General features: G+C 66.6%; 22 protein-coding genes. 12 read left to right on the top strand and 10 right to left on the bottom strand.

Features of this window, described 5'->3' with window-relative positions; genetic code table 11:
- Positions 1-89: 89 nt before the first annotated feature.
- Together DES41_RS13295 and DES41_RS13290 are read right to left on the bottom strand one after the other, a co-directional pair.
- A complete protein-coding gene (locus tag DES41_RS13295; protein ID WP_114468125.1) occupies positions 90-1,733 on the bottom strand; it encodes a 3-(methylthio)propionyl-CoA ligase in 1,644 nt (547 codons plus the stop codon).
- Between the two features lie 93 nt (positions 1,734-1,826).
- Positions 1,827-3,560 carry a carboxylesterase/lipase family protein gene (locus tag DES41_RS13290; protein ID WP_114468124.1) on the bottom strand — a complete coding sequence of 578 codons (1,734 nt, stop codon included), beginning with the start codon at positions 3,558-3,560 and terminating at the stop codon, positions 1,827-1,829.
- A gap of 146 nt (positions 3,561-3,706) precedes the next feature.
- On the opposite strand from DES41_RS13290, the gene DES41_RS13285 reads away from it, so the two are divergent.
- From DES41_RS13285 to DES41_RS13260, 6 genes are read left to right on the top strand one after another with little or no spacing between them, the layout of a single operon-like run.
- Positions 3,707-4,741: an AraC family transcriptional regulator gene (locus tag DES41_RS13285; protein WP_114468123.1), complete on the top strand. Its 1,035-nt coding sequence runs from the start codon at positions 3,707-3,709 to the stop codon at positions 4,739-4,741.
- 56 nt (positions 4,742-4,797) lie between these two features.
- A complete protein-coding gene (locus tag DES41_RS13280; RefSeq protein WP_114468122.1) occupies positions 4,798-6,285 on the top strand; it encodes a protein adenylyltransferase SelO in 1,488 nt (495 codons plus the stop codon).
- Positions 6,282-6,692 carry a peptide-methionine (R)-S-oxide reductase MsrB gene (gene msrB / locus DES41_RS13275; RefSeq protein WP_114468121.1) on the top strand — a complete coding sequence of 137 codons (411 nt, stop codon included), beginning with the start codon at positions 6,282-6,284 and terminating at the stop codon, positions 6,690-6,692. The genes DES41_RS13280 and msrB overlap by 4 nt, the downstream gene beginning before the upstream one ends.
- Positions 6,693-6,696: 4 nt before the next feature.
- Complete coding sequence (locus DES41_RS13270; RefSeq protein ID WP_114468120.1) at positions 6,697-7,260, top strand: septation protein A; 564 nt, start codon at positions 6,697-6,699, stop codon at positions 7,258-7,260.
- Positions 7,260-7,580: a BolA family protein gene (locus DES41_RS13265; protein WP_114468119.1), complete on the top strand. Its 321-nt coding sequence runs from the start codon at positions 7,260-7,262 to the stop codon at positions 7,578-7,580. Before DES41_RS13270 ends, DES41_RS13265 begins: the two co-directional genes overlap by 1 nt.
- A gap of 8 nt (positions 7,581-7,588) precedes the next feature.
- Positions 7,589-8,380 carry a peptidylprolyl isomerase gene (locus DES41_RS13260; protein WP_114468118.1) on the top strand — a complete coding sequence of 264 codons (792 nt, stop codon included), beginning with the start codon at positions 7,589-7,591 and terminating at the stop codon, positions 8,378-8,380.
- 67 nt (positions 8,381-8,447) lie between these two features.
- Here the strand turns inward: DES41_RS13260 and DES41_RS13255 are convergent, their stop codons facing one another.
- From DES41_RS13255 to DES41_RS13230, 6 genes are all read right to left on the bottom strand, one after another.
- Positions 8,448-9,986, bottom strand: a complete 1,539-nt coding sequence (locus tag DES41_RS13255) for a 2-isopropylmalate synthase (RefSeq protein ID WP_114468117.1) — start codon at positions 9,984-9,986, stop codon at positions 8,448-8,450.
- A gap of 31 nt (positions 9,987-10,017) precedes the next feature.
- Positions 10,018-11,727 (bottom strand): 2-isopropylmalate synthase, encoded by a 1,710-nt coding sequence (gene leuA / locus DES41_RS13250; protein WP_114468414.1) that lies wholly within the window; start codon positions 11,725-11,727, stop codon positions 10,018-10,020.
- Positions 11,728-11,931: 204 nt separating this feature from the next.
- Positions 11,932-12,747, bottom strand: a complete 816-nt coding sequence (gene pssA, locus DES41_RS13245) for a CDP-diacylglycerol--serine O-phosphatidyltransferase (protein WP_114468116.1) — start codon at positions 12,745-12,747, stop codon at positions 11,932-11,934.
- 153 nt (positions 12,748-12,900) lie between these two features.
- Positions 12,901-13,917, bottom strand: a complete 1,017-nt coding sequence (ilvC, locus tag DES41_RS13240) for a ketol-acid reductoisomerase (RefSeq protein ID WP_114468115.1) — start codon at positions 13,915-13,917, stop codon at positions 12,901-12,903.
- A 102-nt stretch (positions 13,918-14,019) separates the two neighbouring features.
- A complete protein-coding gene (gene ilvN, locus DES41_RS13235; RefSeq protein ID WP_056660219.1) occupies positions 14,020-14,511 on the bottom strand; it encodes an acetolactate synthase small subunit in 492 nt (163 codons plus the stop codon).
- Positions 14,512-14,626: 115 nt separating this feature from the next.
- On the bottom strand, positions 14,627-16,414 hold the full coding sequence (locus DES41_RS13230; protein ID WP_114468114.1) for an acetolactate synthase 3 catalytic subunit: 1,788 nt from the start codon (positions 16,412-16,414) through the stop codon (positions 14,627-14,629).
- A gap of 249 nt (positions 16,415-16,663) precedes the next feature.
- Here DES41_RS13230 and DES41_RS13225 point away from each other — a divergent pair, with 249 nt between their 5' ends.
- From DES41_RS13225 to DES41_RS13205, 5 genes are read left to right on the top strand one after another with little or no spacing between them, the layout of a single operon-like run.
- Positions 16,664-17,230, top strand: a complete 567-nt coding sequence (locus tag DES41_RS13225; protein ID WP_114468413.1) for an RNA polymerase sigma factor — start codon at positions 16,664-16,666, stop codon at positions 17,228-17,230.
- Positions 17,231-17,250: 20 nt separating this feature from the next.
- Positions 17,251-17,673, top strand: coding sequence for a DUF3619 family protein (locus tag DES41_RS13220; protein WP_245965686.1), 423 nt, complete (start codon positions 17,251-17,253; stop codon positions 17,671-17,673).
- Positions 17,674-17,689: 16 nt separating this feature from the next.
- The gene (locus DES41_RS13215) at positions 17,690-18,340 is read left to right on the top strand and encodes a DUF3106 domain-containing protein (protein ID WP_170168173.1); all 651 of its coding nucleotides are present in this window, start codon (positions 17,690-17,692) and stop codon (positions 18,338-18,340) included.
- Positions 18,337-18,852 (top strand): RDD family protein, encoded by a 516-nt coding sequence (locus DES41_RS13210; protein ID WP_114468111.1) that lies wholly within the window; start codon positions 18,337-18,339, stop codon positions 18,850-18,852. The genes DES41_RS13215 and DES41_RS13210 overlap by 4 nt, the downstream gene beginning before the upstream one ends.
- A complete protein-coding gene (locus DES41_RS13205) occupies positions 18,849-19,433 on the top strand; it encodes an LOG family protein (protein WP_114468110.1) in 585 nt (194 codons plus the stop codon). Before DES41_RS13210 ends, DES41_RS13205 begins: the two co-directional genes overlap by 4 nt.
- Before the next feature lie 10 nt (positions 19,434-19,443).
- Here the strand turns inward: DES41_RS13205 and glnB are convergent, their stop codons facing one another.
- On the bottom strand, positions 19,444-19,782 hold the full coding sequence (glnB, locus tag DES41_RS13200; protein WP_114468109.1) for a nitrogen regulatory protein P-II: 339 nt from the start codon (positions 19,780-19,782) through the stop codon (positions 19,444-19,446).
- Positions 19,783-19,941: 159 nt separating this feature from the next.
- On the opposite strand from glnB, the gene DES41_RS13195 reads away from it, so the two are divergent.
- The gene (locus DES41_RS13195; RefSeq protein WP_114468108.1) at positions 19,942-21,117 is read left to right on the top strand and encodes a GNAT family N-acetyltransferase; all 1,176 of its coding nucleotides are present in this window, start codon (positions 19,942-19,944) and stop codon (positions 21,115-21,117) included.
- Here the strand turns inward: DES41_RS13195 and DES41_RS13190 are convergent.
- A complete protein-coding gene (locus DES41_RS13190; protein WP_114468107.1) occupies positions 21,114-22,346 on the bottom strand; it encodes a cystathionine gamma-synthase family protein in 1,233 nt (410 codons plus the stop codon). The genes DES41_RS13195 and DES41_RS13190 overlap by 4 nt on opposite strands.
- Positions 22,347-22,351 lie beyond the last annotated feature (5 nt).

Below are 22,351 nucleotides of genomic sequence, written 5' to 3'. Positions count from 1 at the left end.
TGAAAAAAGTGCGGGCAGATTACAAGTCTTCGTTTGCACCACCGCTGAGGGATTGCCCTAGGCGGTGTCGTGCGCGGCTCACCAAGCCGTCACAGGCCGGGCAGACGGTAGTCCTTCAGCTGCTCGCGCAGCCGCGTCTTGAGCATCTTGCCGGTCGCGCCCAGCGGGATGGCATCGACGAAGACGACGTCGTCCGGGATCTGCCACTTGGCGGTCTTGCCTTCGTAGAACTTGAGCAGCTCGTCGCGGCTCACCTCGGCATTGGGTTTCTTGACGACGACCACGATGGGCCGCTCGTCCCACTTGGGATGGAACACGCCGATGCAGGCCGCCATGGCCACGGCCGGATGGGCGACAGCGATGTTCTCGATGTCGATCGAGCTGATCCACTCCCCGCCAGACTTGATCACGTCCTTGCTGCGGTCGGTGATCTGCATGAAGCCGTCGGCGTCGATGGTGGCCACGTCGCCGGTCGGGAACCACTCGACACCCTGGGCGTCGCGCACCAGCGGCGAGCCGCCCTCGCCCTTGAAGTACTCGCGCACCACCCAGGGGCCGCGGACCAGCAGGTCGCCCGCGGCCTTGCCGTCGAACGGCAGGTCTTCGCCATTGGCGCCGACGATCTTCATGTCCACGCCGTAGATGGCCCGCCCCTGCTTGAGCAGGATCTTCATCTGCTCATCCTTGGGCAGGTCCAGGTGCTTGTTCTTGAGCGTGCACAGCGTGCCCAGCGGCGACATCTCGGTCATGCCCCAGGCGTGCAGCACCTCCACGCCGTAGTCGTCGCGGAAGGCGTTGATCATGGCCGGCGGGCAGGCCGAGCCGCCGATCACCGTGCGCTTGAGCGTGGAGAACTTGAGCCCCGCGGGCTTCATGTGCATCAGCAGCATCTGCCAGACGGTGGGCACGCCGGCGGCATAGCTGACCTTCTCGGCCTCGATCAATTCGTAGATCGACTTGCCGTCCATGGCCGGGCCGGGGAACACCAGCTTGGCGCCCGTCAGCGCGGCCGAGTACGGAATGCCCCAGGCATTGACGTGGAACATGGGCACGACCGGCAGGATGGCGTCGCGTGCGCTGATGCCCATCACGTCGGGCAGCGCGGCGGCGTAGGCGTGCAGCGTGGTCGAGCGGTGGCTGTACAGCGCGGCCTTGGGGTTGCCCGTGGTGCCGCTCGTGTAGCACATGCTGGAGGCGGTGTTCTCGTCGAACACCGGCCATTGGTAGGTGCTGGCCTGGTCGGCGAGCCACGCGTCGTAGCTCTTGAGGCCGGGAACGCCGCTGCCGGCGGGCAGCTTGTCCGCATCGCACAGCGCGACCCAGTGTTTGACGGTGGGGCAATTGGCCTGGATGGCCTGCACGATGGGCAGGAAGCTCAGGTCGAAACACAGCACCTGGTCTTCGGCGTGGTTCACGATCCAGGCAATCTGCTCGGGATGCAGGCGCGGGTTGACGGTGTGCAGCACCCGGCCCGAGCCGCTCACGCCGAAGTACAGCTCCAGGTGGCGGTAGCCGTTCCAGGCCAGCGTGGCGACGCGCTCGCCGAAACCCAGGCCCCAGCTGTCCAGGCCGTTGGCGACCTGGCGTGCGCGCTGTGCCACGTCGCGCCAGGCGTAACGGTGGAAATCACCTTCGACACGGCGCGAGACGATCTCGCCATCGCCGTGGTGGCGCTCGGCGAAGTCGATCAGCGACGAGATCAGGAGGGGTTGGTTCTGCATCAGACCCAGCATGGCTTTGGCTCCCAGGAACGCTTGTTTTCAAAGGCCTGCATCGTAATGGCACGACCGTTCGGTATTTACCCGTACGCCTTGCCGCGCCGATGGTCACTGCGCCCGGGTGTTGAGCGCGGTCGGCGTCGCATCCAGCAGCAGCTTGGACGGCCAGGGCGACCAGGCCGCGCCCAACGCGCTGGCGTTCGGATCGCCCGTGCGCATGAAGGCCCCCAGGCTGGCCATCATGGCGTTCGACAAGGCGAGCCGGCCCGCGCGGTTGGCGTTGCCCCCGACCACCTGGCCGACCACCGATGGGCCGAAGTTGCCGAATAGGAAGGCCAGGTCGAAGGCATGGGCCGCGCCGTAGACCTCGTTCCAGGGATAGGCTTCCTGCGCCCAGTCGAATCGGTACTGCCAGAGCTTGGGCTGCTGCGCGGTCAGCGTGGACAGCAGGTTCTGGCTGTTGGCCTCGAACAGCGCCTGGGTGATGAGCCTGGTCCTCGCGTCATAGCCGGTGACGGCGGTGGCCACGGGCAGGTAGGCCGCGTGGACGATGTCGGCGGTGGTGAGCGTGGTGGCGGCATCGGGATTGAAGCGCGCCATCATCAGGAAGCGCGCGGCGTCGTCCACGATGTAGCCGGCGGGCAGCCCGAAGGCCGGCAGCAGGCCGGCGAACAGCTTGCCCTCGTCGCGCGTGTTGCCGATCAGCGTCGGTACGTTGACATGCTGGCCCGCTGCGATGGCGGCGATCGGGTCGAGTGGCACCACCGTGCCGTCGGGGATCGGATTGCCGGTGTTCAGGCCCTTGGCCAGCGCGGTGGTCAGCACCGTACCGCCATCCTTGGCGCGCAGGTAGTCGGCGATTTGCGCTGCCGTGCGCGTGGCCACGTGCGCCCTGGCTGCGGCCAGGTCGCCGGCCGTGCCGTCGGCCACGAGCAGGTTCAGCAGCACCGACTCGCCATGGGCCTGCCAGGTCGCCAGCGGGTTCAGCGCCGGCGAGGCGCCGGCCGGCAGGTCGCTGGCCAGCGAGATGCCACCGCTCAGCGCCACGATCTTGTGGAACAGGCCCCGGGCCATGGGCGAGGTCATGACGGCCAGCACGTTGTTCGCGCCGGCCGATTCGCCCGAGACCGTGATGTTGTCTGCATCGCCACCGAAGGCCGCAGCGTTGCTGCGCAGCCAGCGCAGCGCGGCCATGTTGTCGAGCAGCGCGAAGTTGCCCGAGTCGTCGCCGCCCGTGCCGCCCACCTTGAGCTGCGCCAGGTTGAGAAAGCCCAGCACGCCGAGCCGGTAGTTTGCTGTGACGACCACGGCGTTGGCGGCCTTGGCCAGCGCCGCGCCGTCGTACAGGGGGTCGGCCGTGTAGCCCGAGATGTTGCTGCCGCCGTGGATGAACAGCAGCACGGGGAGCTTGGCGTCTTCCGTGGCCGGCCGCCAGATGTTCAGCGTCAGGCAGTCCTCGCTGCCCAGCGGCTGCCCCATGGTGGTGGCGATGGTCTCGTCGAAGCGGTTGTTGGCACCCGGGCCGAACATGCGGCCGATCTGCAGGCAGGCCGGGCCGAACTGGTCGGCCTGGCGCACGCCGGTCCAGGCCTCGGGGGCGAGCGGCGCACGCCAGCGCAGCGCGCCCACGGGCGGCTGGGCATAGCGCACGCCCTTCCAGGCCCAGGTGCCGTTGCGCGCGCTGTCGTCCACGCCCTGCAGCTTGCCTGCCGCGGTGCTGCGCACGGTGGGCGCGTCGTCGTCGGAGCCGCCGCAGCTGGCGAGCCCCGCGCAGGCCGCAAGAACCAGCACCGCGGCGGTGCGCTGCACACACGCGGGTGTTGCTGAAAAAGCTGTACGCATGCTTGTCTCCTTGTCCCGTGCTTCGGGGGTTATTCGGAATGCGCGCGCAGCGGAGCCTCGTCCATACTGCGCCGCTTCGGGCAGTTGCCAAGAGAAAGTCTAGAAGCGGTCCGCACGAACACCGCTATCGCAAGCGAGCCAAACCGATGACTTCAGGAGCCACTCTCCCCTACCTGCCCGTGCGCACGAGTTCGGCCGCCTGGCTCACGGGCGTGCTGACCATGTTCGAGGCCGAAGGGCTGGACGTGCCCGGCTTGCTGCGCGACGCGGGCTTCGACGCCGCCACACTGCACCGGCAGAACGCGCGCATCCCGGTCGACCAGATCACGCGGCTGTGGCAGTTGGCCGTGGCGCGCGCGGGCAAGCCCACGCTCGGCCTGCAGCGCCATTTGGCCGCCACCCACAGCAACACTGGCACCGTGGGCCACGTGATGAGTTGCAGCCCCGACCTGGGCCGCGCGCTGGCCCACCTGGCGCGCTACATGGCCGTGATCTCGGACGCGACAGGTTTTTCGCTGCAGCTGGAGGCACGCGGCATCTGGCTGATCACGGTGCACACGGGCGGCACGCTGCCGATCCCGCGCCAGCGCGTGGAGTACGCCATGCTCGCCACGCTGATGCTGTGCCAATGGCTCACGCGCCAGGAATTCGATCCACTGCTCGTGGAACTGGCCGACGCCCAGCCCGCGGACGACACTGCCCAGCGCGCCGCCTTCGGCTGTGCGCTGCGCTTCGGCGCGCCGGCCAACCGCATGCTAATCGCGCGCAGCGACCTGGACCGCCCGGTTCCAACCTACGACGCCGAACTGGCCGGCATGCTGGAAGCGCTGCTGGACAAGCAGCTCGCACAGCTGGGCCAGACCAGCACGGCAAGCCGCGTGCGCAGCGAGATCGCGCGCCTGCTGAACCAGGGAGAGCCGCGCCGGGAGGTGGTCGCCAAGGGTCTGGGCCTGGCCGAGCGCACGCTGCAACGCCGGCTGCAGGAGGAACAGGTGTCCTACCAGGCCCTGCTCGACAGCACGCGCCACGAACTGGCCCAGCAGTACCTGGCCGAGCAGCGGCACAGCCTCGCCGATGTGTCCGATCTGCTGGGCTATGTGGACAGCAGCAACTTCCACCGCGCCTGCAAGCGCTGGTTCGGCGTGCCGCCGGCCCAGTACCGCGCCCAGATCGGCTGCTGAACTCCCTCGGTAGCCCCAGGCGGCCGGGGTTTACCGGCCTGGCCGACAATCGGGCCATGCGCTCTTCCACCGAGGCCGTCCTGGCCGACCCCGCGCCCATCGCCTGGCGTACAGGCTTTGCCGATCTGGGACCGGCCTTCCTCACGCGCCTGCAGCCCACGCCTCTGCCGGCCCCCTACTGGGTCGGCCGCAGCGCGGAGGTGGCCGCGCAGCTGGGCCTGGATGCCGACTGGTTCGCGTCCGACGCCGCGCTGCAGGCCTTCACGGGCAACCAACTGCTGCCCGGCAGCGCACCCTATGCCTCGGTCTACAGTGGCCACCAGTTCGGCGTCTGGGCCGGCCAGCTGGGCGACGGCCGCGCCATCGCGCTCGGGGAGACCGCCGGTGGCCTGGAACTGCAACTCAAGGGCGCAGGACGCACGCCCTACTCGCGCATGGGCGATGGCCGTGCCGTGCTGCGCTCGTCGATCCGGGAATTCCTGTGCAGCGAGGCCATGGCGGGCCTGGGCGTCGCCACCACGCGCGCGCTGTGCGTGACGGGCTCGGACGCGCCGGTGCGCCGCGAGACGCTGGAGACGGCGGCCGTGGTCACGCGCGTGGCGCCCAGCTTCATCCGCTTCGGCCACTTCGAGCATTTCGCCGCCAATGGCGACCACGCCTCGTTGCGCGCACTGGCCGACCATGTCATCGACCGCCACTATCCTGCGTGCCGCGACCAGGCCGCAGAATTTGGCGGCAATGCCTACGCCGCGCTGCTGCGGGCCGTGACGCAGCGCACAGCCGCGATGCTCGCGCAATGGCAGGCCGTGGGCTTTTGCCACGGCGTGATGAACACCGACAACATGAGCATCCTGGGCCTGACCATCGACTACGGCCCGTTCCAGTTCCTCGATGCCTTCGACCCCGGCCACATCTGCAACCACAGCGACAGCCAGGGCCGCTACGCCTTCAACCGCCAGCCCAATGTGGCCTACTGGAACCTGTTCTGCCTGGGGCAGGCGCTGCTGCCCCTGATCGAGGACCAGGACCAGGCGCTGGCCGCCCTGGAGACCTACAAGGCCGATTTTCCGCAGGCGCTGGAGACGGCGATGCGCGCCAAGCTCGGCCTGGCGCAGCCGCTGGACGACGACCGCGCGCTGATCGAAGCCACGCTGCAGCTGCTGGCGCGCCAGCGCGTGGACTACACCATCTTCTGGCGCCGCCTGTCCGGCGCCGTGGCCGCCGGCATGGCGCTCGCACCTGTGCGCGACCTGTTCCTGGATGGCGCGGCTTTCGACGACTGGGCCGTGCTGTACCAGCGCCGCATGGCCGGTGGAGACCTGGGGCAGGCCGGTGCGCGCATGCACGCCGTCAACCCCAAGTTCGTGCTGCGCAACCACCTGGCCGAGCAGGCCATCCGGCGCGCCCAGGAGAAGGACTTCTCCGAGGTGGAACGCTTGCACCGGCTGCTGCAGACCCCATTTGACGAACACCCCGGCTCCGAGGCCGATGCCGACTTCCCGCCCGCTTGGGCTTCTTCCATCGAGATCAGCTGCTCATCATGACCCGCCCTGTTGAAAAGACCGACGCCGAATGGCGTGAACTGCTCGCACAGAAGGGGGCCGAGCCGGCCGCCTACCAAGTCACCCGCCATGCGGCCACGGAGCGCCCGTACACCGGAAAGTACGAGCAGCACTGGGCCGACGGCAGCTACCACTGCGTTTGTTGCGGAGCCAAGCTGTTCGACTCGGGCACCAAGTTCGACGCCGGCTGCGGCTGGCCCAGCTTCTCGCAGGAGGCCGTGCCCGGCGCGATCGAGGAGATCGTGGACCGCAGCCATGGCATGGTGCGCACCGAGACCGTGTGCGCGAACTGCGGGGCGCACCTGGGCCATGTGTTCCCGGACGGCCCCACGCCGACCGGCCTGCGCTACTGCATGAACTCCGCCTCGCTGCAGTTCGAGGACAAGTGAGCCCATGAAGATCCTGCTCGACTTCCTGCCGATCCTGTTGTTCTTCGGCGCGTACAAGCTCTATGGCATCTATGTCGGTACGGCGGTGCTGATGGCCGCCACCCTGGTGCAGATGGGCGTGACCTACGCGCTGGAGCGCAAGCTGCAGACCATGCAGAAGGCCACGCTGGCACTGGTGCTGGTGTTCGGCACCCTGACCCTGGTACTGCAGGACGAACGCTTCATCAAGTGGAAGCCCACGGTGCTGTATGCCGCCATGGCGATCGCGCTGGCGGTGACGGTGTGGGTCTTCAGGAAGAACTTTCTGAAGCTCGTGCTGGGCAGCCAGCTGGAACTGCCCGACGCCGTGTGGATGCGGCTGAACTGGCTGTGGGTGGCCTACTGCCTGTTCATGGCGGTGGTGAACGGCTACGTGGCCTACTACTTCAGCACCGACGCCTGGGTCGACTTCAAGCTTTGGGGCTATGTGTTCCCGCTGGCCTTCATCATCGGTCAGGGGCTGTACGTTTCGCGTTACCTCAAGTCCGACGGCGATGTGGTCGAGGTCGAATCCAAGGAGCGCCGCTGATGGTGGCGACCGCCGACGACATGGCGCAGGTTCTGCGTGCGGCGCTGGCGCCCACACAGCTGGAAGTGCTGGACGAAAGCGCCGCGCATGCCGGCCATGCGGGTGCCGGCCCGCACCCTTACGGCACACATTTCCGCGTGCGCATTGCCTCGCCGCAGTTCGCCGGACTGTCGCGCGTGGCGCAGCATCGCCTTGTGTATGATCCGCTGCGCCAAATGATCACCCAGGGCGTGCACGCCATCGCCATCGAAGTTCTGCCTCCCGTGCACCCGGCCGCGACGCCGTCGTCGCTCCAGGCCCCGCCCTCCCAAAACTCTTGAGGAAACACATGAAGAAATCCCTGTATTCCGCAGTTGCGGCAGCGCTCGTGCTGGGTGCCGCCAGCATGCCCGCGTTCGCGCAGAACGTGGCGGTCGTGAACGGCAAGGCCGTTCCCAAGGCGCGCGTGGATGCGCTGGCCGAGCAGATGGCCCGCGCCGGCCGCCCGGTCACGCCCGACCAGGAAGGTCAGCTGCGCGAGGAAGTCATCATGCGCGAGGTGTTCATGCAGGAAGCGCAGAAGCGCGGCCTGGACGCCTCGCCCGACTTCCAGGCCCAGATGGAATTCGCCCGGCAGTCGCTGCTGGTGCGTGAACTGCTGGTGGACTACCAGAAGGCCCACCCCGTGACCGACGCTGAAGTCCAGGCCGAGTACGACAAGGTCAAGGCGGCCAATTCGAGCGAAGGCAAGGAATACAAGGCGCAGCACATCCTGGTGGAAAAGGAAGCCGACGCCAAGGCGATCATCGCCAGCCTCAAGAAGGGCGGCAAGTTCGAAGACATCGCCAAGAAGCAGTCCAAGGACCCCGGATCCGGCGCCAATGGCGGCGACCTGGGCTGGGCGAACCCGGCCGGCTATGTGAAGGAGTTTGGCGACGCGCTGACCAAGCTCAAGAAGGGCCAGACCACCGATGTGCCGGTCAAGACCCAGTTCGGCTACCACATCATCCGCCTCAACGACGAGCGCCAGCAGGAGTTCCCGCCGCTGGAGCAAGTCAAGCCGCAGATCGCCCAGCAGCTGCAGCAGCAGAAGATGCAGCAGTACCAGCAGGAACTGCGCGCCAAGGCCAAGGTCGAGTAAGCACCGCCCGGCCCCGCCAAACGAAAAAGGCTTCCCGCGGGAAGCCTTTTTGCTGCGCGGCGCGCCGTCAGCCCTGGGCGGCGACGCGTTCGGCCTTGCTGTGCAGCTTGTTCAGCGCCGACAGGTAGGCCTTGGCGGACGCCACGACGATGTCGGGATCGGCGCCCACGCCGTTGACCACCCGGCCGCTGTTCTGCAGCCGCACCGTGACTTCGCCCTGGCTCTCGGTCGAGCCGCTGATGGCGTTGACCGAGTACAGCACCATCTCGGCGCCGCTCTTGACATGCGACTCGATGGCCTTGAGCGAGGCATCGACCGGGCCATTGCCGTCGGAGGTGCCGCGCACCTCCTGGCCCTGGGACGTGAACACCACTTCGGCCTGCGGCCGCTCGCCGGTCTCGCTGTGCTGCTTGAGCGAGACGAAGGCGTACTGTTCCTGCTCATGCGCAACGCTCTCCTCGCTCACCAGGGCCAGGATGTCCTCGTCGAAGATGTCGCTCTTGCGGTCGGCCAGGTCCTTGAAGCGCAGGAATGCGGCGTTGATGTCGGTCTCGCTCTCCAGCTGCACGCCGAGATCCTGCAGGCGCTGCTTGAAGGCGTTGCGGCCCGACAGCTTGCCCAGCACGATCTTGTTGGCGCTCCAGCCCACGTCCTCGGCGCGCATGATCTCGTAGGTGTCCCGCGCCTTCAGCACGCCGTCCTGGTGGATGCCCGAGGCGTGGGCGAACGCGTTGGCGCCGACCACGGCCTTGTTGGGCTGCACCACGAAGCCGGTGGTCTGGCTGACCATGCGGCTGGCCGGCACGATGTGCTCGGTGGCGATGTTCACGTCCAGGCCGAAGTAGTCCCTGCGGGTCTTCACGGCCATCACGATTTCTTCGAGCGAGCAGTTGCCGGCGCGCTCGCCCAGGCCGTTGATGGTGCACTCCACCTGCCGGGCCCCGCCGATCTTCACGCCGGCCAGCGAATTGGCCACGGCCATGCCCAGGTCGTTGTGGCAGTGCACGGACCAGATGGCCTTGTCGCTGTTCGGGATGCGCTGGCGCAGGTCGAGGATGAAGTTGCCGTACAGCTCGGGGATGGCGTAGCCCACGGTGTCGGGCACGTTGATCGTGGTTGCGCCCTCCTTGATCACCTCTTCGATCACGCGGCACAGGAAGTCGGGGTCGCTGCGGTAGCCATCCTCGGGGCTGAACTCGATGTCGCCGACGAGGTTGCGCGCAAAGCGCACCGACTGGCGCGCCTGCTCGAACACCTGGTCGGGCGTCATGCGCAGCTTCTTCTCCATGTGCAGCGCCGAGGTGGCGATGAAGACGTGGATGCGCGCCCGGGCCGCATCCTTGAGGGCTTCGGCCGACCGCGAGATGTCGCGGTCGTTGGCGCGCGAGAGCGAACAGATGGTCGACTCGCGCACCGCCCGTGCAATCGCCTGCACGCACTCGAAGTCCCCGTTGGAGCTGGCCGCGAAACCGGCCTCGATCACGTCGACCTTGAGCCGCTCCAGCTGGCGTGCGATGCGCAGCTTCTCGTCGCGCGTCATCGAGGCGCCCGGCGATTGCTCGCCGTCGCGCAAGGTGGTGTCGAAAATGATCAGTTGGTCGCTCATCGTGGTCTCCTTGTTCGTGCGGGCGCTGCGCTCAGCGTGCCGTGGCGGCGTCCAGCTCCGCCGGGGCATTGTCCTCCGCACGCGTGCCGCGCTGCAGGCCGGACACGATGGCCTTGAGCGAGGCGGACACGATGTTCGCGTCGATGCCCACGCCGAACAGCGTGCGGCCGTCGTCCACGCGCAGTTCGAGGTAGGCCACGGCCTTGGCGTTGGCGCCGGCACCGATGGCGTGCTCGTGGTAATCCATCACGCGCACACTGCGGCCGGTGGCTTGCTGCAGGCCGTCGACGAAGGCGTCGATGGGACCGGTGCCGCGGCCCTGGATCTGCACCGGCTGGCCGGCGAAGACGAGGTCGGCCAAGAGTTCGACCTCGGTCGTCTCACCGGCACCGCGTTGCTCGGTGAGGCGGTGCTGGGGTGCCGCCACATCGTGCAGGCCGTACTCCTTCTCGAACAGCGTCCACAGGTCGTGCGCGGTCAACTCCTTGCCTTCGGCGTCCATGACGCCCTGCACCACCTGGCTGAACTCGATCTGCAGGCGGCGCGGCAACTCCAGGCCGAACTCGCTCTCGAGCAGGTAGGAGATGCCGCCCTTGCCGGATTGGCTGTTCACACGGATCACCGCCTCGTAAGTGCGGCCGAGGTCCTTGGGGTCGATCGGCAGGTAAGGCACGTTCCAGATGTCGCCTTCCTTGCGCGCCGAGAACACCTTCTTGATCGCGTCCTGGTGCGAGCCCGAGAACGAGGTGTAGACCAGGTCGCCAACGTAGGGATGGCGCGGGTGCACGGGCAACTGGTTGCAGTGCTCGACGACGCGGCGGATCTCGTCGATCTCGGAGAAGTCGAGCTGCGGCGGCACGCCTTGGGTGTAGAGGTTCAGCGCCACGTTGACGATGTCCAGGTTGCCGGTGCGCTCGCCGTTGCCGAAGAGGCAACCTTCAAGGCGGTCGGCACCGGCCATCACCGCAAATTCAGCAGCTGCCGTGCCGGTGCCGCGGTCGTTGTGCGGGTGCACGGACAGCACGATGGCGTCGCGGCGCGCCAGGTTGCGGTGCATCCACTCGATCATGTCCGCGAAGATGTTGGGTGTGGAGTGCTCCACCGTGGAAGGCAGGTTGATGATGCACTTGCGCTCCGGCGTGGGCTGCCAGACCTCGGTCACGGCATCGACGACGCGCTTGGAGAAGGCGAGTTCGGTGCCGGAGAACATCTCGGGCGAGTACTGGAAGGTCCACTGCGTTCCGGGCTGGCGCGCGGCCAGATCCTGGAACATGCGGGCCTGCGAGGTGGCGAGTGCGACGATGCCATCTTCGTCCATGCCCAGCACCACGCGGCGCATGATGGGCGCACAGGCGTTGTACAGGTGCACGATGGCGCGCTTGGCGCCTTGCAACGATTCGAAGGTGCGTTCGATCAAGTGCTCGCGGGCCTGGGTCAGCACCTGGATCGTGACGTCCTCTGGAATCAGGTCCTCCTCGATGAGCTTGCGCACGAAGTCGAACTCGGTCTGCGACGCGGAGGGGAAACCGACCTCGATCTCCTTGAAGCCAATCTTCACCAGCGCCTGGAACATCTGCAGCTTGCGCGCGCCGTCCATGGGCTCGATCAATGCCTGGTTGCCATCGCGCAGGTCGGTGGACAGCCAAATCGGCGCCTGGGTGATCTGGGCGTCGGGCCAGGCGCGGTCCGAGAGGCGCACCGGTTGAAAGGCGGCGTACTTGCTGGCGGGGTTCTTCAACATCATGCGGATCCTCGAGAGTGGTCAACAACACCAGCAAACCCAAAAAGAAAAACGGCCCGTTGCTGGTGCAAACGGGCCGTTTCGACAAAAGTTGCGCGCGCGCTACCGTCTCCGCCCGTAGGGGTTGATTAGTAGGGCTAGCGCGAAATTCTGCATGGCGCGGACTCTAGCACAGACGCGCGGCGCGCTTTGCAAGCAACTGTCTCATTTGTGCAGGCCGCGTTCGTCCGGCTCGTCGGTCGAGGTGCTGATCACGCTGGTCTGGTGGCCCTTGGCCTTGCGCCAGGCGTAGACGGCATAGCCACTGAAGCCGTACACCACGAACAGGCCGAACATGACGATGGGCGGATGGATGTTGACGATGGCGATGCCCAGCGCGATCAGCACGATCACGACGAAGGGCACGCTCTTCTTCATCTGCACGTCCTTGAAACTGTAGAACGGCACATTGGTCACCATGGTCAGGCCCGAATACAGCGCCAGCGCGAACATGAACCAGGTCACGTCGGCGCGCGCCACCTCGAGCTCGGTCATGAGCCAGATGAAGCCCGTGACCAGGGCCGCGGCGGCCGGCGAAGGCAGGCCCTGGAACCAGCGCTTGTCGACCACGCCCGTGTTGACGTTGAAGCGTGCCAGCCGCAGCGCGGCGCAGGCGCAGTAGACGAAGGCCGCGATCCAGCCCCAGCGGCCGGCTTCGCGCAGCGTCCACTCGTAGGCGATCAACGCCGGCGCAGCACCGAAGGACACCATGTCCGACAGCGAATCCATTTGCTCGCCGAAGGCGCTCTGGGTGTTGGTCATGCGGGCCACGCGGCCGTCCAGGCTGTCCAGCACCATGGCACAGAACACGCCAACCGCCGCGAGGTCGAACCGGTTGTTCATGGCCATCACGACGGCGTAGAAACCGCCGAACAAGGCTGCCAGCGTGAACAGATTCGGCAGGATGTAGATGCCTTTGCGCCGCTTGCGCGGCGTCGGCTCGTCCTGGACGATCAGTGCGGATTCGTTGCCATCATGCATGCGGCGAGTGTAGTGGAGCGATACCAATGGAAATGGGCCTCCACGCTCCCCGCTGCGCGTGGTCGCTGCCGCCAACGGGGCGCTTTCGTCTTTGGCCCGCCCGGCAACGAAAAAGGCCACCGAAGTGGCCTTGCGAGACGCGTGGAAAGGCGCTCAGTTGCGGGTCTGGTCGACCAGCTTGTTCTTCTTGATCCAGGGCATCATGGCGCGCAGCTGCTCGCCCACCACTTCGATCTGGTGCTCGGCGTTCAGGCGGCGGCGGCTGATCAGTGCGGGCTGGCCAGCGGCGGCTTCGAGCACGAAGCTCTTGGCATATTCGCCGGTCTGGATGTCCTTCAGAACCTGCTTCATGACCTTCTTGGTTTCGTCGGTCACGATGCGCGGACCCGTCACGTACTCGCCGTACTCGGCGTTGTTCGAGATCGAGTAGTTCATGTTGGCGATGCCGCCTTCGTAGATCAGGTCCACGATGAGCTTGAGCTCGTGCAGGCACTCGAAGTACGCCATCTCGGGCGCGTAGCCGGCTTCCACCAGCGTCTCGAAGCCGGCCTTGATCAGCTCGACGGTGCCGCCGCACAGAACGGCTTGCTCGCCGAACAGGTCGGTCTCGGTCTCTTCGCGGAAGTTGGTCTCGATGATGCCGGCACGGCCGCCGCCGTTGGCCATGGCGTACGACAGGGCCAGGTCACGCGCCTTGCCCGACTTGTCCTGGTGCACCGCCACGAGATGGGGCACGCCGCCGCCTTGGGTGTAGGTGCCGCGAACGGTGTGGCCGGGAGCCTTGGGCGCGACCATCCACACGTCGAGGTCGGCGCGCGGCTGGACAAAGCCGTAGTGCACGTTGAAGCCATGGGCGAACACCAGCGACGCGCCTTGCTTGATGTGCGGCGCGACATCGTTCTTGTAGACGTTGGCGATCTGCTCGTCGGGCAGCAGGATCATGACGACGTCGGCGGCCTTGACGGCTTCGGCGACTTCGGCGACCTGCAGACCAGCCTTCTCGACCTTGCTCCAGGATGCGCCACCCTTGCGCAGGCCGACCAGCACCTTGACGCCGCTGTCGTTCAGGTTCTGCGCATGCGCATGGCCCTGGCTGCCGTAGCCGATGATGGTGACGGTCTTGCCCTTGATCAGGGAGAGGTCACAGTCCTTGTCGTAGAAAACCTTCATTGTCTTTTCTCCAAATGGTTCGGGCGAATTGCCGACGGCAGCCTCGCAAATCGCGATCCGCCGCGCCGAGCCTGCCAGCACGCGCGCGCGGATGCTTGGTAATCAAACGCGCAGGATGCGCTCACCGCGGCCGATGCCGCTGGAGCCGGTGCGCACGGTTTCCAGGATGGCGCTGCGCTCGATGGCTTCGAGGAATGCGTCGTTCTTGCCCTGGTCGCCCGTGAGCTCGATGGTGTAGCTCTTCTCGGTCACGTCGATGATGCGGCCGCGGAAGATGTCGGCCATGCGCTTCATCTCCTCGCGCTCCTTGCCGACCGCCCGCACCTTGACCATCATGAGCTCGCGCTCGGTGTAGGCGCCCTCGGTCAGATCGACGACCTTGACCACTTCGATGAGCCGGTTCAGGTGCTTGGTGATCTGCTCGATCACGTCGTCCGAGCCGGTGGTCTGGATCGTCATGCGCGACAGGCTCGGGTCCTCGGTGGGCGCGACGGTCAGCGATTCGATGTTGTAGCCGCGGGCCGAGAACAGGCCGACGACGCGTGAAAGTGCGCCGGCTTCGTTCTCCAGCAGCACTGCGATGATGTGTTTCATGGATGCAGATTCCTCTTTTCGCCGCCCTCCCCCGCGCACGGTAATGCGCGGACTCGGCGGGCAATAGATTCGTCGTTGAAGAAGCCCGGCCCAGGTGGGCCGGGCGATGCGACCTTTACAGGTCTTCGGAGCCCAGCAGCATCTCGGTGATGCCCTTGCCGGCCTGGACCATGGGGAACACGTTCTCCGTCGGATCGGTACGGAAGTCCATGAACACCGTGCGGTCCTTGAGCTTGCGGGCTTCGCGCAGCGCCGGCTCCACGTCCTGCGGGCGCTCGATCAGCATGCCGACGTGGCCATAGGCCTCGGCCAGCTTCACGAAGTCGGGCAGCGCGTCCATGTAGCTGCTGCTGTAGCGGCCGGCGTACTCGACCTCTTGCCATTGCCGCACCATGCCCAGGTAGCGGTTGTTGAGCGAAAGGATCTTGATCGGCGTGTTGTACTGCAGGCAGGTGGAGAGTTCCTGGATGCACATCTGCACCGAGCCTTCGCCGGTGACGCAGAACACCTCGGCTTCGGGCTTGGCCAGCTTGATGCCCATGGCGTAGGGGATGCCTACGCCCATGGTGCCCAGGCCGCCGGAATTGATCCAGCGGCGCGGCTCGTCGAAGCGGTAGTACTGCGCGGCCCACATCTGGTGCTGGCCGACGTCGGAGGTGACGTAGGTCTCCACGTCCTTGGTCATGTTCCACAGCGTCTCGATGACGTACTGGGGCTTGATCACGTCGCCGGCGCCACGGCTGTACTTGAGGCAGTCGCGCTTGCGCCAGACCTCGATCTGTTCCCACCAGTTGGCCAGCGCGCCACCGTCGGGCTTGATCTCGGACTCGCGGATCATCGCGATCAGCTCTGTCAGCACGTCCTTGACATCGCCGACGATGGGGATGTCCACGCGCACGCGCTTGGAGATGCTCGACGGGTCGATGTCGATGTGGATGATCTTGCGTTCGTTCTGCGCGAAGTGCTTGGGGTTGCCGATCACGCGGTCGTCGAAGCGCGCGCCGACGGCCAGCAGCACGTCGCAGTTCTGCATCGCGTTGTTGGCTTCCAGCGTGCCGTGCATCCCCAGCATGCCCAGGAACTTGCGGTCCGACGCAGGATAGGCACCCAAACCCATCAGCGTGTTCGTGACCGGGTAGCCGAGCATGTCCACCAGCGTGCGCAACTCATTGGTGGCGTTGCTCAGCAGCACGCCGCCACCGGTGTAGATGTAGGGGCGCTTGGCCGTCAGCAGCAGCTGCAAGGCCTTGCGGATCTGGCCTCCGTGGCCCTTGCGCACCGGGTTGTACGAGCGCATTTCCACGGTCTCGGGGTAACCGCTGTACAGCGCCTTCTTGAAGGAGACATCCTTGGGGATGTCGACCACGACCGGGCCTGGCCGGCCGGTGCGCGCGATGTGGAAGGCCTTCTTGACCGTCATGGCCAGGTCGCGCACATCCTTCACTAGGAAGTTGTGCTTGACGATGGGGCGCGTGATGCCCACGGTGTCGCATTCCTGGAAGGCATCGAGGCCGATCGCCGGCGTCGGCACCTGCCCGGTGATGATCACCATCGGGATGCTGTCCATGTAGGCCGTGGCGATGCCGGTCACGGCATTGGTGACGCCGGGACCGGAGGTCACCAGTGCGACGCCCACGTCGCCCGTGGCGCGCGCATAGCCGTCGGCAGCGTGCACGGCAGCCTGCTCGTGGCGCACCAGCACGTGCTGGATGGTGTCCTGCTTGTAGAACGCGTCGTAGATGTAGAGCACCGCACCGCCGGGATATCCCCAGATGTGCTTGACGTTCTCGGCCTGCAGGGACTTCACGAGGATCTCGGCGCCCATCAATTCCTGGGGACCGGATTGCGCGAGGGGGGAGGATGCAGCAGCTGCCGATTTGATTTCGGCTTTGGAGATTTCCATGATCAACCTTTGCGAATTTCTCTGACGAAATACCTTGGGTGCCCCTTCGCACCCTCTTGTGGAGAGGCATCAGGACTTAAGGCCAGGACCATGGGCGAGATGCTTGCAGCGCCGGATCGTGACCCGTTTGCTTTTTTGACGAGCGGCCGGATTATCAACGATTTTTCGAACCATCCGGCATCGATGCCATAATCTTTGGCTTTCCTCGCGGTGCCCTACCTGCGAGCGCGCAGCCTCACCGCAGTCGTCTTGGCCACCGACAAAGAACTGTCCGACTTCCTCAAAGGTATAGAGAAACGCGCATTCAAGCGCTGCCTGTACCACGTGCGCAATGAGGAATCGGCGCTGGACATCGTGCAGGACAGCATGATGAAGCTCGCCGAGCACTACGGCGACAAGCCGCCCGCCGAACTGCCGCTGCTGTTCCAGCGCATCCTGTCCAACTGCACGCTGGACTGGTTCCGTCGGCAGAAGACGCGCAATGCACTGTTTTCCAACCTCAGCGACTTCGAGTCGGCTGGCGAAGACGGCGATTTCGACCTGTTGGAGGCCCTGGCGCCCCAGGATGGCAGGGAGGGACACGAGAGCGCGGAAGACACGACGCGCCGGGCACAGATCCTGCGGGAGATCGAAACCGAGATCCAGAGGCTGCCGGGACGTCAACGCGAGGCATTTTTGCTGCGTTACTGGGAGGAGATGGACGTCGCAGAGACGGCTGCTGCCATGGGCTGCTCCGAAGGGAGTGTCAAAACCCATTGCTCGCGCGCCGTCGCCAGCCTGAGTCGCGCCCTGACGGCCAAAGGAATCCACCTATGAAGCAAGTACCTCCCATTGCCATGTCGACCGACCGCCTCGGCGGCTTGATTGCAGGCCGCCTGTCGGAATCCTGCACCAACCTGGACCACGACATCGCGGAGCGCTTGCGTGTGGCCCGGCAACAGGCCGTGGCTCGCCGCAAGGTGGCGGCGTTCGCGCCCGCGGTGAGCACGGTCAGCACCGTTCGATCCGGACGCGCGGGCGCGCTTCAGCTGGGCGGACCGGACGAGCCCGGGCTATGGACCCGGCTGGGTGCCATGCTGCCGCTGCTGGCGCTGGTTGCCGGGCTGCTGGCGATCTATGTGGTGCAGAACGACAACCGCGCCAGCGAGCTTGCCGAAGTGGACGCGGCATTGCTCACCGACACCCTGCCGACCGACGCTTACACAGACCCTGGTTTCCTGCAGTTCCTCAAGGCCGGTGACAACGCACCGCAGAACTGACACAGGGCGTCCCACTTTGCTCGAACCCTATCGCCCTCACTGGGTCCAGGTCGCCGCAGGCGCAAGCCTGTGCTGCGCGGTGGCGCTGGCCTGTGCGCAACCGGCCACCAAGGCCGCAAACAGTCCATCCGCGGAAAAGGCAGAAGCCCCCAGTCCGCGCTGGTCGGGCCTGAACAACTCCCAGCGCGAGGCCCTCAAGCCACTGGGGCCGAGCTGGAACAGCCTGGGCGAAGGCCAGCGCCGCAAGTGGATCGCGCTGTCGCGCAACTTCGAGAAGCTCCCGGCGGAAGAGCAGCAGAAGCTGCACGAGCGCATGGGCGAATGGGTCAAGCTCAGTGCGGCGGAGCGCAGCCGCGCGCGGCTGAACTTCGCGGAAACCGAACGCCTGGCCAGCGAAGACAAGCAGGCCAAGTGGGAGGCCTACCAGGCGCTCAGCGAAGAGGAACGCCGCAAACTTGCCGAACAGGCACCGCGCCGGGCCCTCCCCGGCATGGCCACTGCGATCCGCCCGATTCCGCGCCAGCGCCTGGCCACCATGCCGGTTGCCCCCGAGAATCAGCGCACCATGCCGCGGATCAGCACCTCCCCCCATCTCATCCATCCGCACACCCTGCTTCCGCAGGTCGACGCCCACGCCACCGAGCCGGACACGGCCACGCACCAATGAAGGCCCAGGTACCCGAGCCGGCCGCCCTTTTGCAGGCGCCCGGCCTGTGGCGCCGCATGGCCTGCTGGCTCTACGAAGGCATGCTGATGTTCGGCGTGGTCTTCATCGCCGGCTACCTGTTCGGCACGCTGAGCCAGACACGCAACGCGTTGGACAACCGCACGGCCTTGCAGGCCTTCCTGTTCGTGGTGTTCGGCATCTATTTCACCTGGTTCTGGTCCAAGGGCCAGACGCTGGCCATGAAGACCTGGCACATCCGCGTGGTCGACCGCGCAGGCCGTCCGGTCAGCCAGGCCAAGGCCTTCGTGCGCTACCTGCTGAGCTGGCTGTGGTTTCTGCCACCGTTGGTCCTCGTCGCGCCGTTGCAGCTGCCGGCGGGCGAATCCTTCGTGCTGCTGCTGGGCTGGGTTGCGGTGTGGGCCATTGCCAGCCGCTTCCATCCGCAATCCCAGTTCTGGCACGACGCCCTGGCCGGCACGCGCCTGGTCACGGCCTTGCCACGCATCCGATGAAGCCCGCTTTCTCGCTCTGTGTCTACTGCGGCTCCCGTCCCGGGGCGCATCCCGCCTACGGCGCTGCAGCGCGCCAGGTGGGCCGCTGGATCGGCGAACACGGCGGGCAGCTCGTCTACGGCGGAGGCCACAACGGGCTCATGGGCATGGTGGCCGACGCCACGCTGGCCGCAGGCGGCCAGGTCATCGGCGTGATCCCCAAGGCCCTCGTCGAGAAAGAATGGGCGCACCGCGGCTGCACGGAGCTGCATGTGGTCGACACCATGCACGACCGCAAGCGCATGATGGCCGAGCGTGCCGATGCCTTTCTGGCGCTGCCCGGTGGCATAGGCACCTTCGAGGAGTTCTTCGAAGTCTGGACCTGGCGCCAGCTGGGCTACCACGACAAGCCCGTAGGCCTGCTCAACATCGAAGGCCTGTACGACGGGCTGGAGAGCTTTTTGAAAGCCACCGTGCGCGCTGGCTTCGTCAACGATTGGCAGATGGACCTGATCCGCACCAGCCGCGATGCGGAGGGTCTGCTCCAGAATCTCATCAACGATGCGGGTCTGGCGCCCGCGCCGCAGTTGGGCCAGATCTGAAGAACCGGCCTCAGACGGCCGACTCGTCCTCTTCGCCGGTGCGGATGCGCACCACGCGTTGCACGTCGGTCACGAAGATCTTGCCATCGCCAATCTTGCCCGTGCGCGCCGCGCGCACGATGGCGTCCACGCAGCGGTCGACGTCGTCGTCCTTGACGACGATCTCGACCTTCACCTTGGGCAGGAAGTCGACCACGTACTCGGCGCCGCGGTACAGCTCGGTGTGGCCCTTCTGGCGGCCAAAGCCCTTGACCTCGGTGACGGTCAGCCCGGTCACGCCGCACTCCGCCAGCGCTTCGCGCACTTCTTCGAGCTTGAAGGGTTTGAGGATGGCGGTGATCTGCTTCATCTGAGTCTTTCTGGAGGCTGGCCAATACGTACTGGCAATAGGATAGCGTCATTCACCCGCGATCCCGCGGCATGTCGCCCGAATTCGCCTGGCACATTGGGGCCAAGCCGTCGGGCGCAGCGGCTGGCAGCAGCTCGCCGGCATCATTCGAACCACAGCATGGCAGAAGACGACACCACCCTCCGCATCGTGGCGGACATCTCCGAGATCGACGCTGCCGCCTGGGACGGCCTGCTGGCGGCGCAGGCGGACGCCAGCCCCTTCATGCGCCATGCCTATCTGCACGCCATGCAGGCCAGCGGTAGCGCCGCGAGCGACACCGGGTGGACGCCCCGCATCCTGAGCCTGTGGCGCCAGGACGACCTGCAGGCCGCCTGCGCGCTGTACCTCAAGATGCACTCGTACGGCGAGTACGTCTTCGACTGGGCATGGGCCGATGCCTACCAGCGTCATGGCCTGGCCTACTACCCCAAGGCTGTCATCGCCCCACCCTTCACGCCCGTGCCGGGGGCGCGGCTGCTGGCGCGCGACGCCGCCAGCCGGGCCCTGCTGCTGCGCGCGGCCGTGGCGTGGTGCGAGGAGCAGGAGCTGTCTTCCCTGCATCTGCTGTTCGGCAACGAAGCCGACATGGCCGCCTGTGCCGGCGCGGGCCTCATGCTGCGGCACCAGGTCCAGTTCCACTGGCAGAACGTCCGCGCAGCCGATGGGCAGCCCTTTGATGACTTCGACGCCTTTCTGGCCAGCCTGGCCCAGGAGAAGCGCAAGAAGATCCGCCAGGAGCGGCGCAAGGTTGCCGAAGCCGGTGTCCGCTTTCGCTGGGCGCAAGGGCGCGACATCGCTGCGGCGGACTGGGAGTTCTTCTACCGCTGCTACGAGCGCACCTACCTGGAGCATGGCAACGCACCCTATCTCGCGCGCAGCTTCTTCACGTCGATGGCGCGTGACATGCCCGCGCACTGGCTGCTGTTCGTCGCCGAGCGGGATGGCGAGCCCATCGCCTGCAGCCTCGTGGCACTGGAGCCCGACCAGCGCGTGGCCTACGGCCGCTACTGGGGGGCACTCGCGCGGGTGGACTGCCTGCACTTCGAGGCCTGCTATTACCAGCCCCTGCAATGGTGCATCGCCCAGGGCTACCAGCGCTTCGAAGGCGGCGCCCAGGGCGAGCACAAGATGGCCCGTGCACTGATGCCGGTGCGCACCAGCAGCGCGCATTGGCTGGCGCACCCGGCCTTCGCCGAAGCGGTGGAGCGCTTTCTGGAACGCGAAGGCCAGGGCGTAGACCACTATCTGGAGGAGCTGGCGCAGCGCACGCCATTCCGCCAGGCTGCCTCTTAGCGCAGCGCCTGATCGAAGTCCGCCAGCAGATCCGCGCTGTCTTCCAGTCCGACCGACAGACGGATCAGGCCGTCGGCAATGCCCATGGCGGCGCGCACCTGCGCGCCGGCTTCCCAGAAGATCGTCGGCGCGACGGGGATCACCAGCGTGCGCGTGTCGCCCAGGCCAGTGGCCTTGACCGCCAGCTGCAGCCGATTGATGAAGGCCAGGCAGGCGGCCGTGTCGGCCAGCTCGAACGACAGCAGCCACGAGCCCGCACTGAACAATTGCTTCGCCAGCGCATGCTGCGGATGGGACTCCAGCATCGGGTAGCGCACCGACACCACGGACGGATGCGACTCCAGATAGCGCGCCAGCGCCAGCGCCGTGGCACTGGTGTGCGCCACGCGCAGGGCCAGCGTCTCGGCGCCCACGCTGATCTGGTGCGCGTGCTCGGACGACAGCGTGGCGCCCATGTCGCGCAGGCCCTTCTTGCGCACCTGCGCCAGCCCCCATTGCCTGGGGTCGCCCTTGCGGTAGGCGGCGAAGATGTTGGGGTGGTTCTGCCAGTCGAAGCGGCCGGTGTCCGTCACCGCGCCGCCCAACGCATGGCCGTGGCCCGAGATGGTCTTGGTCAGCGACTGCACGACCAGCCCGGCGCCCACGTCGACGGGGCGGAACAAGGCCGGCGAGGTGATGGTGTTGTCGACCACGAACAGCACGCCGCGCTCGGCGCACAACTGGCCGATCGCCGGCATGTCCGCCACCTGGGTGCCGGGATTGGCGACGGTCTCCACGAAGACCATGCGCGTGTTCGGCCGGATGGCCGCGGCGACCTGGCTGGCGTTCGTGGCGTCCACCGTCGTGATCTCGATGCCGAAATCGCGCAGCGTGCCGAACAGGCTGTTGGTGTTGCCGAACACGAACTGGCTGGCCACCAGGTGGTCGCCCGCCCGCAGCAGCGTGAAGAACACCGCGCTGATGGCGCCCATGCCAGTGGCGAAGCAGATGCTGCCCACGCCCCGCTCCAGCCGCGTGATCTGCGCCTCCAGGGCGGCCGTCGTCGGCGTGCCCTGGCGGGCGTAGCTGAAGCCGCCCTTGGTCGTGCCCTGGAACACCCCGATCAGGTCCTCGACCTTGTCGAAGGCATATTGCACGGAGGTGTGGATGGGCTTGTGCACGCCGCCATGCTCGATGCCGAAGCGCCGGTCGGAATGCACGATGCCCGTGCTGATGCCTTCTGAGGCCATGGGCG

This window comes from Pseudorhodoferax soli, assembly GCF_003337555.1.
GTDB classification, from domain to species: domain Bacteria; phylum Pseudomonadota; class Gammaproteobacteria; order Burkholderiales; family Burkholderiaceae_C; genus Pseudorhodoferax; species Pseudorhodoferax soli.
This window is presented reverse-complemented; position numbering and strand designations above follow the sequence as displayed.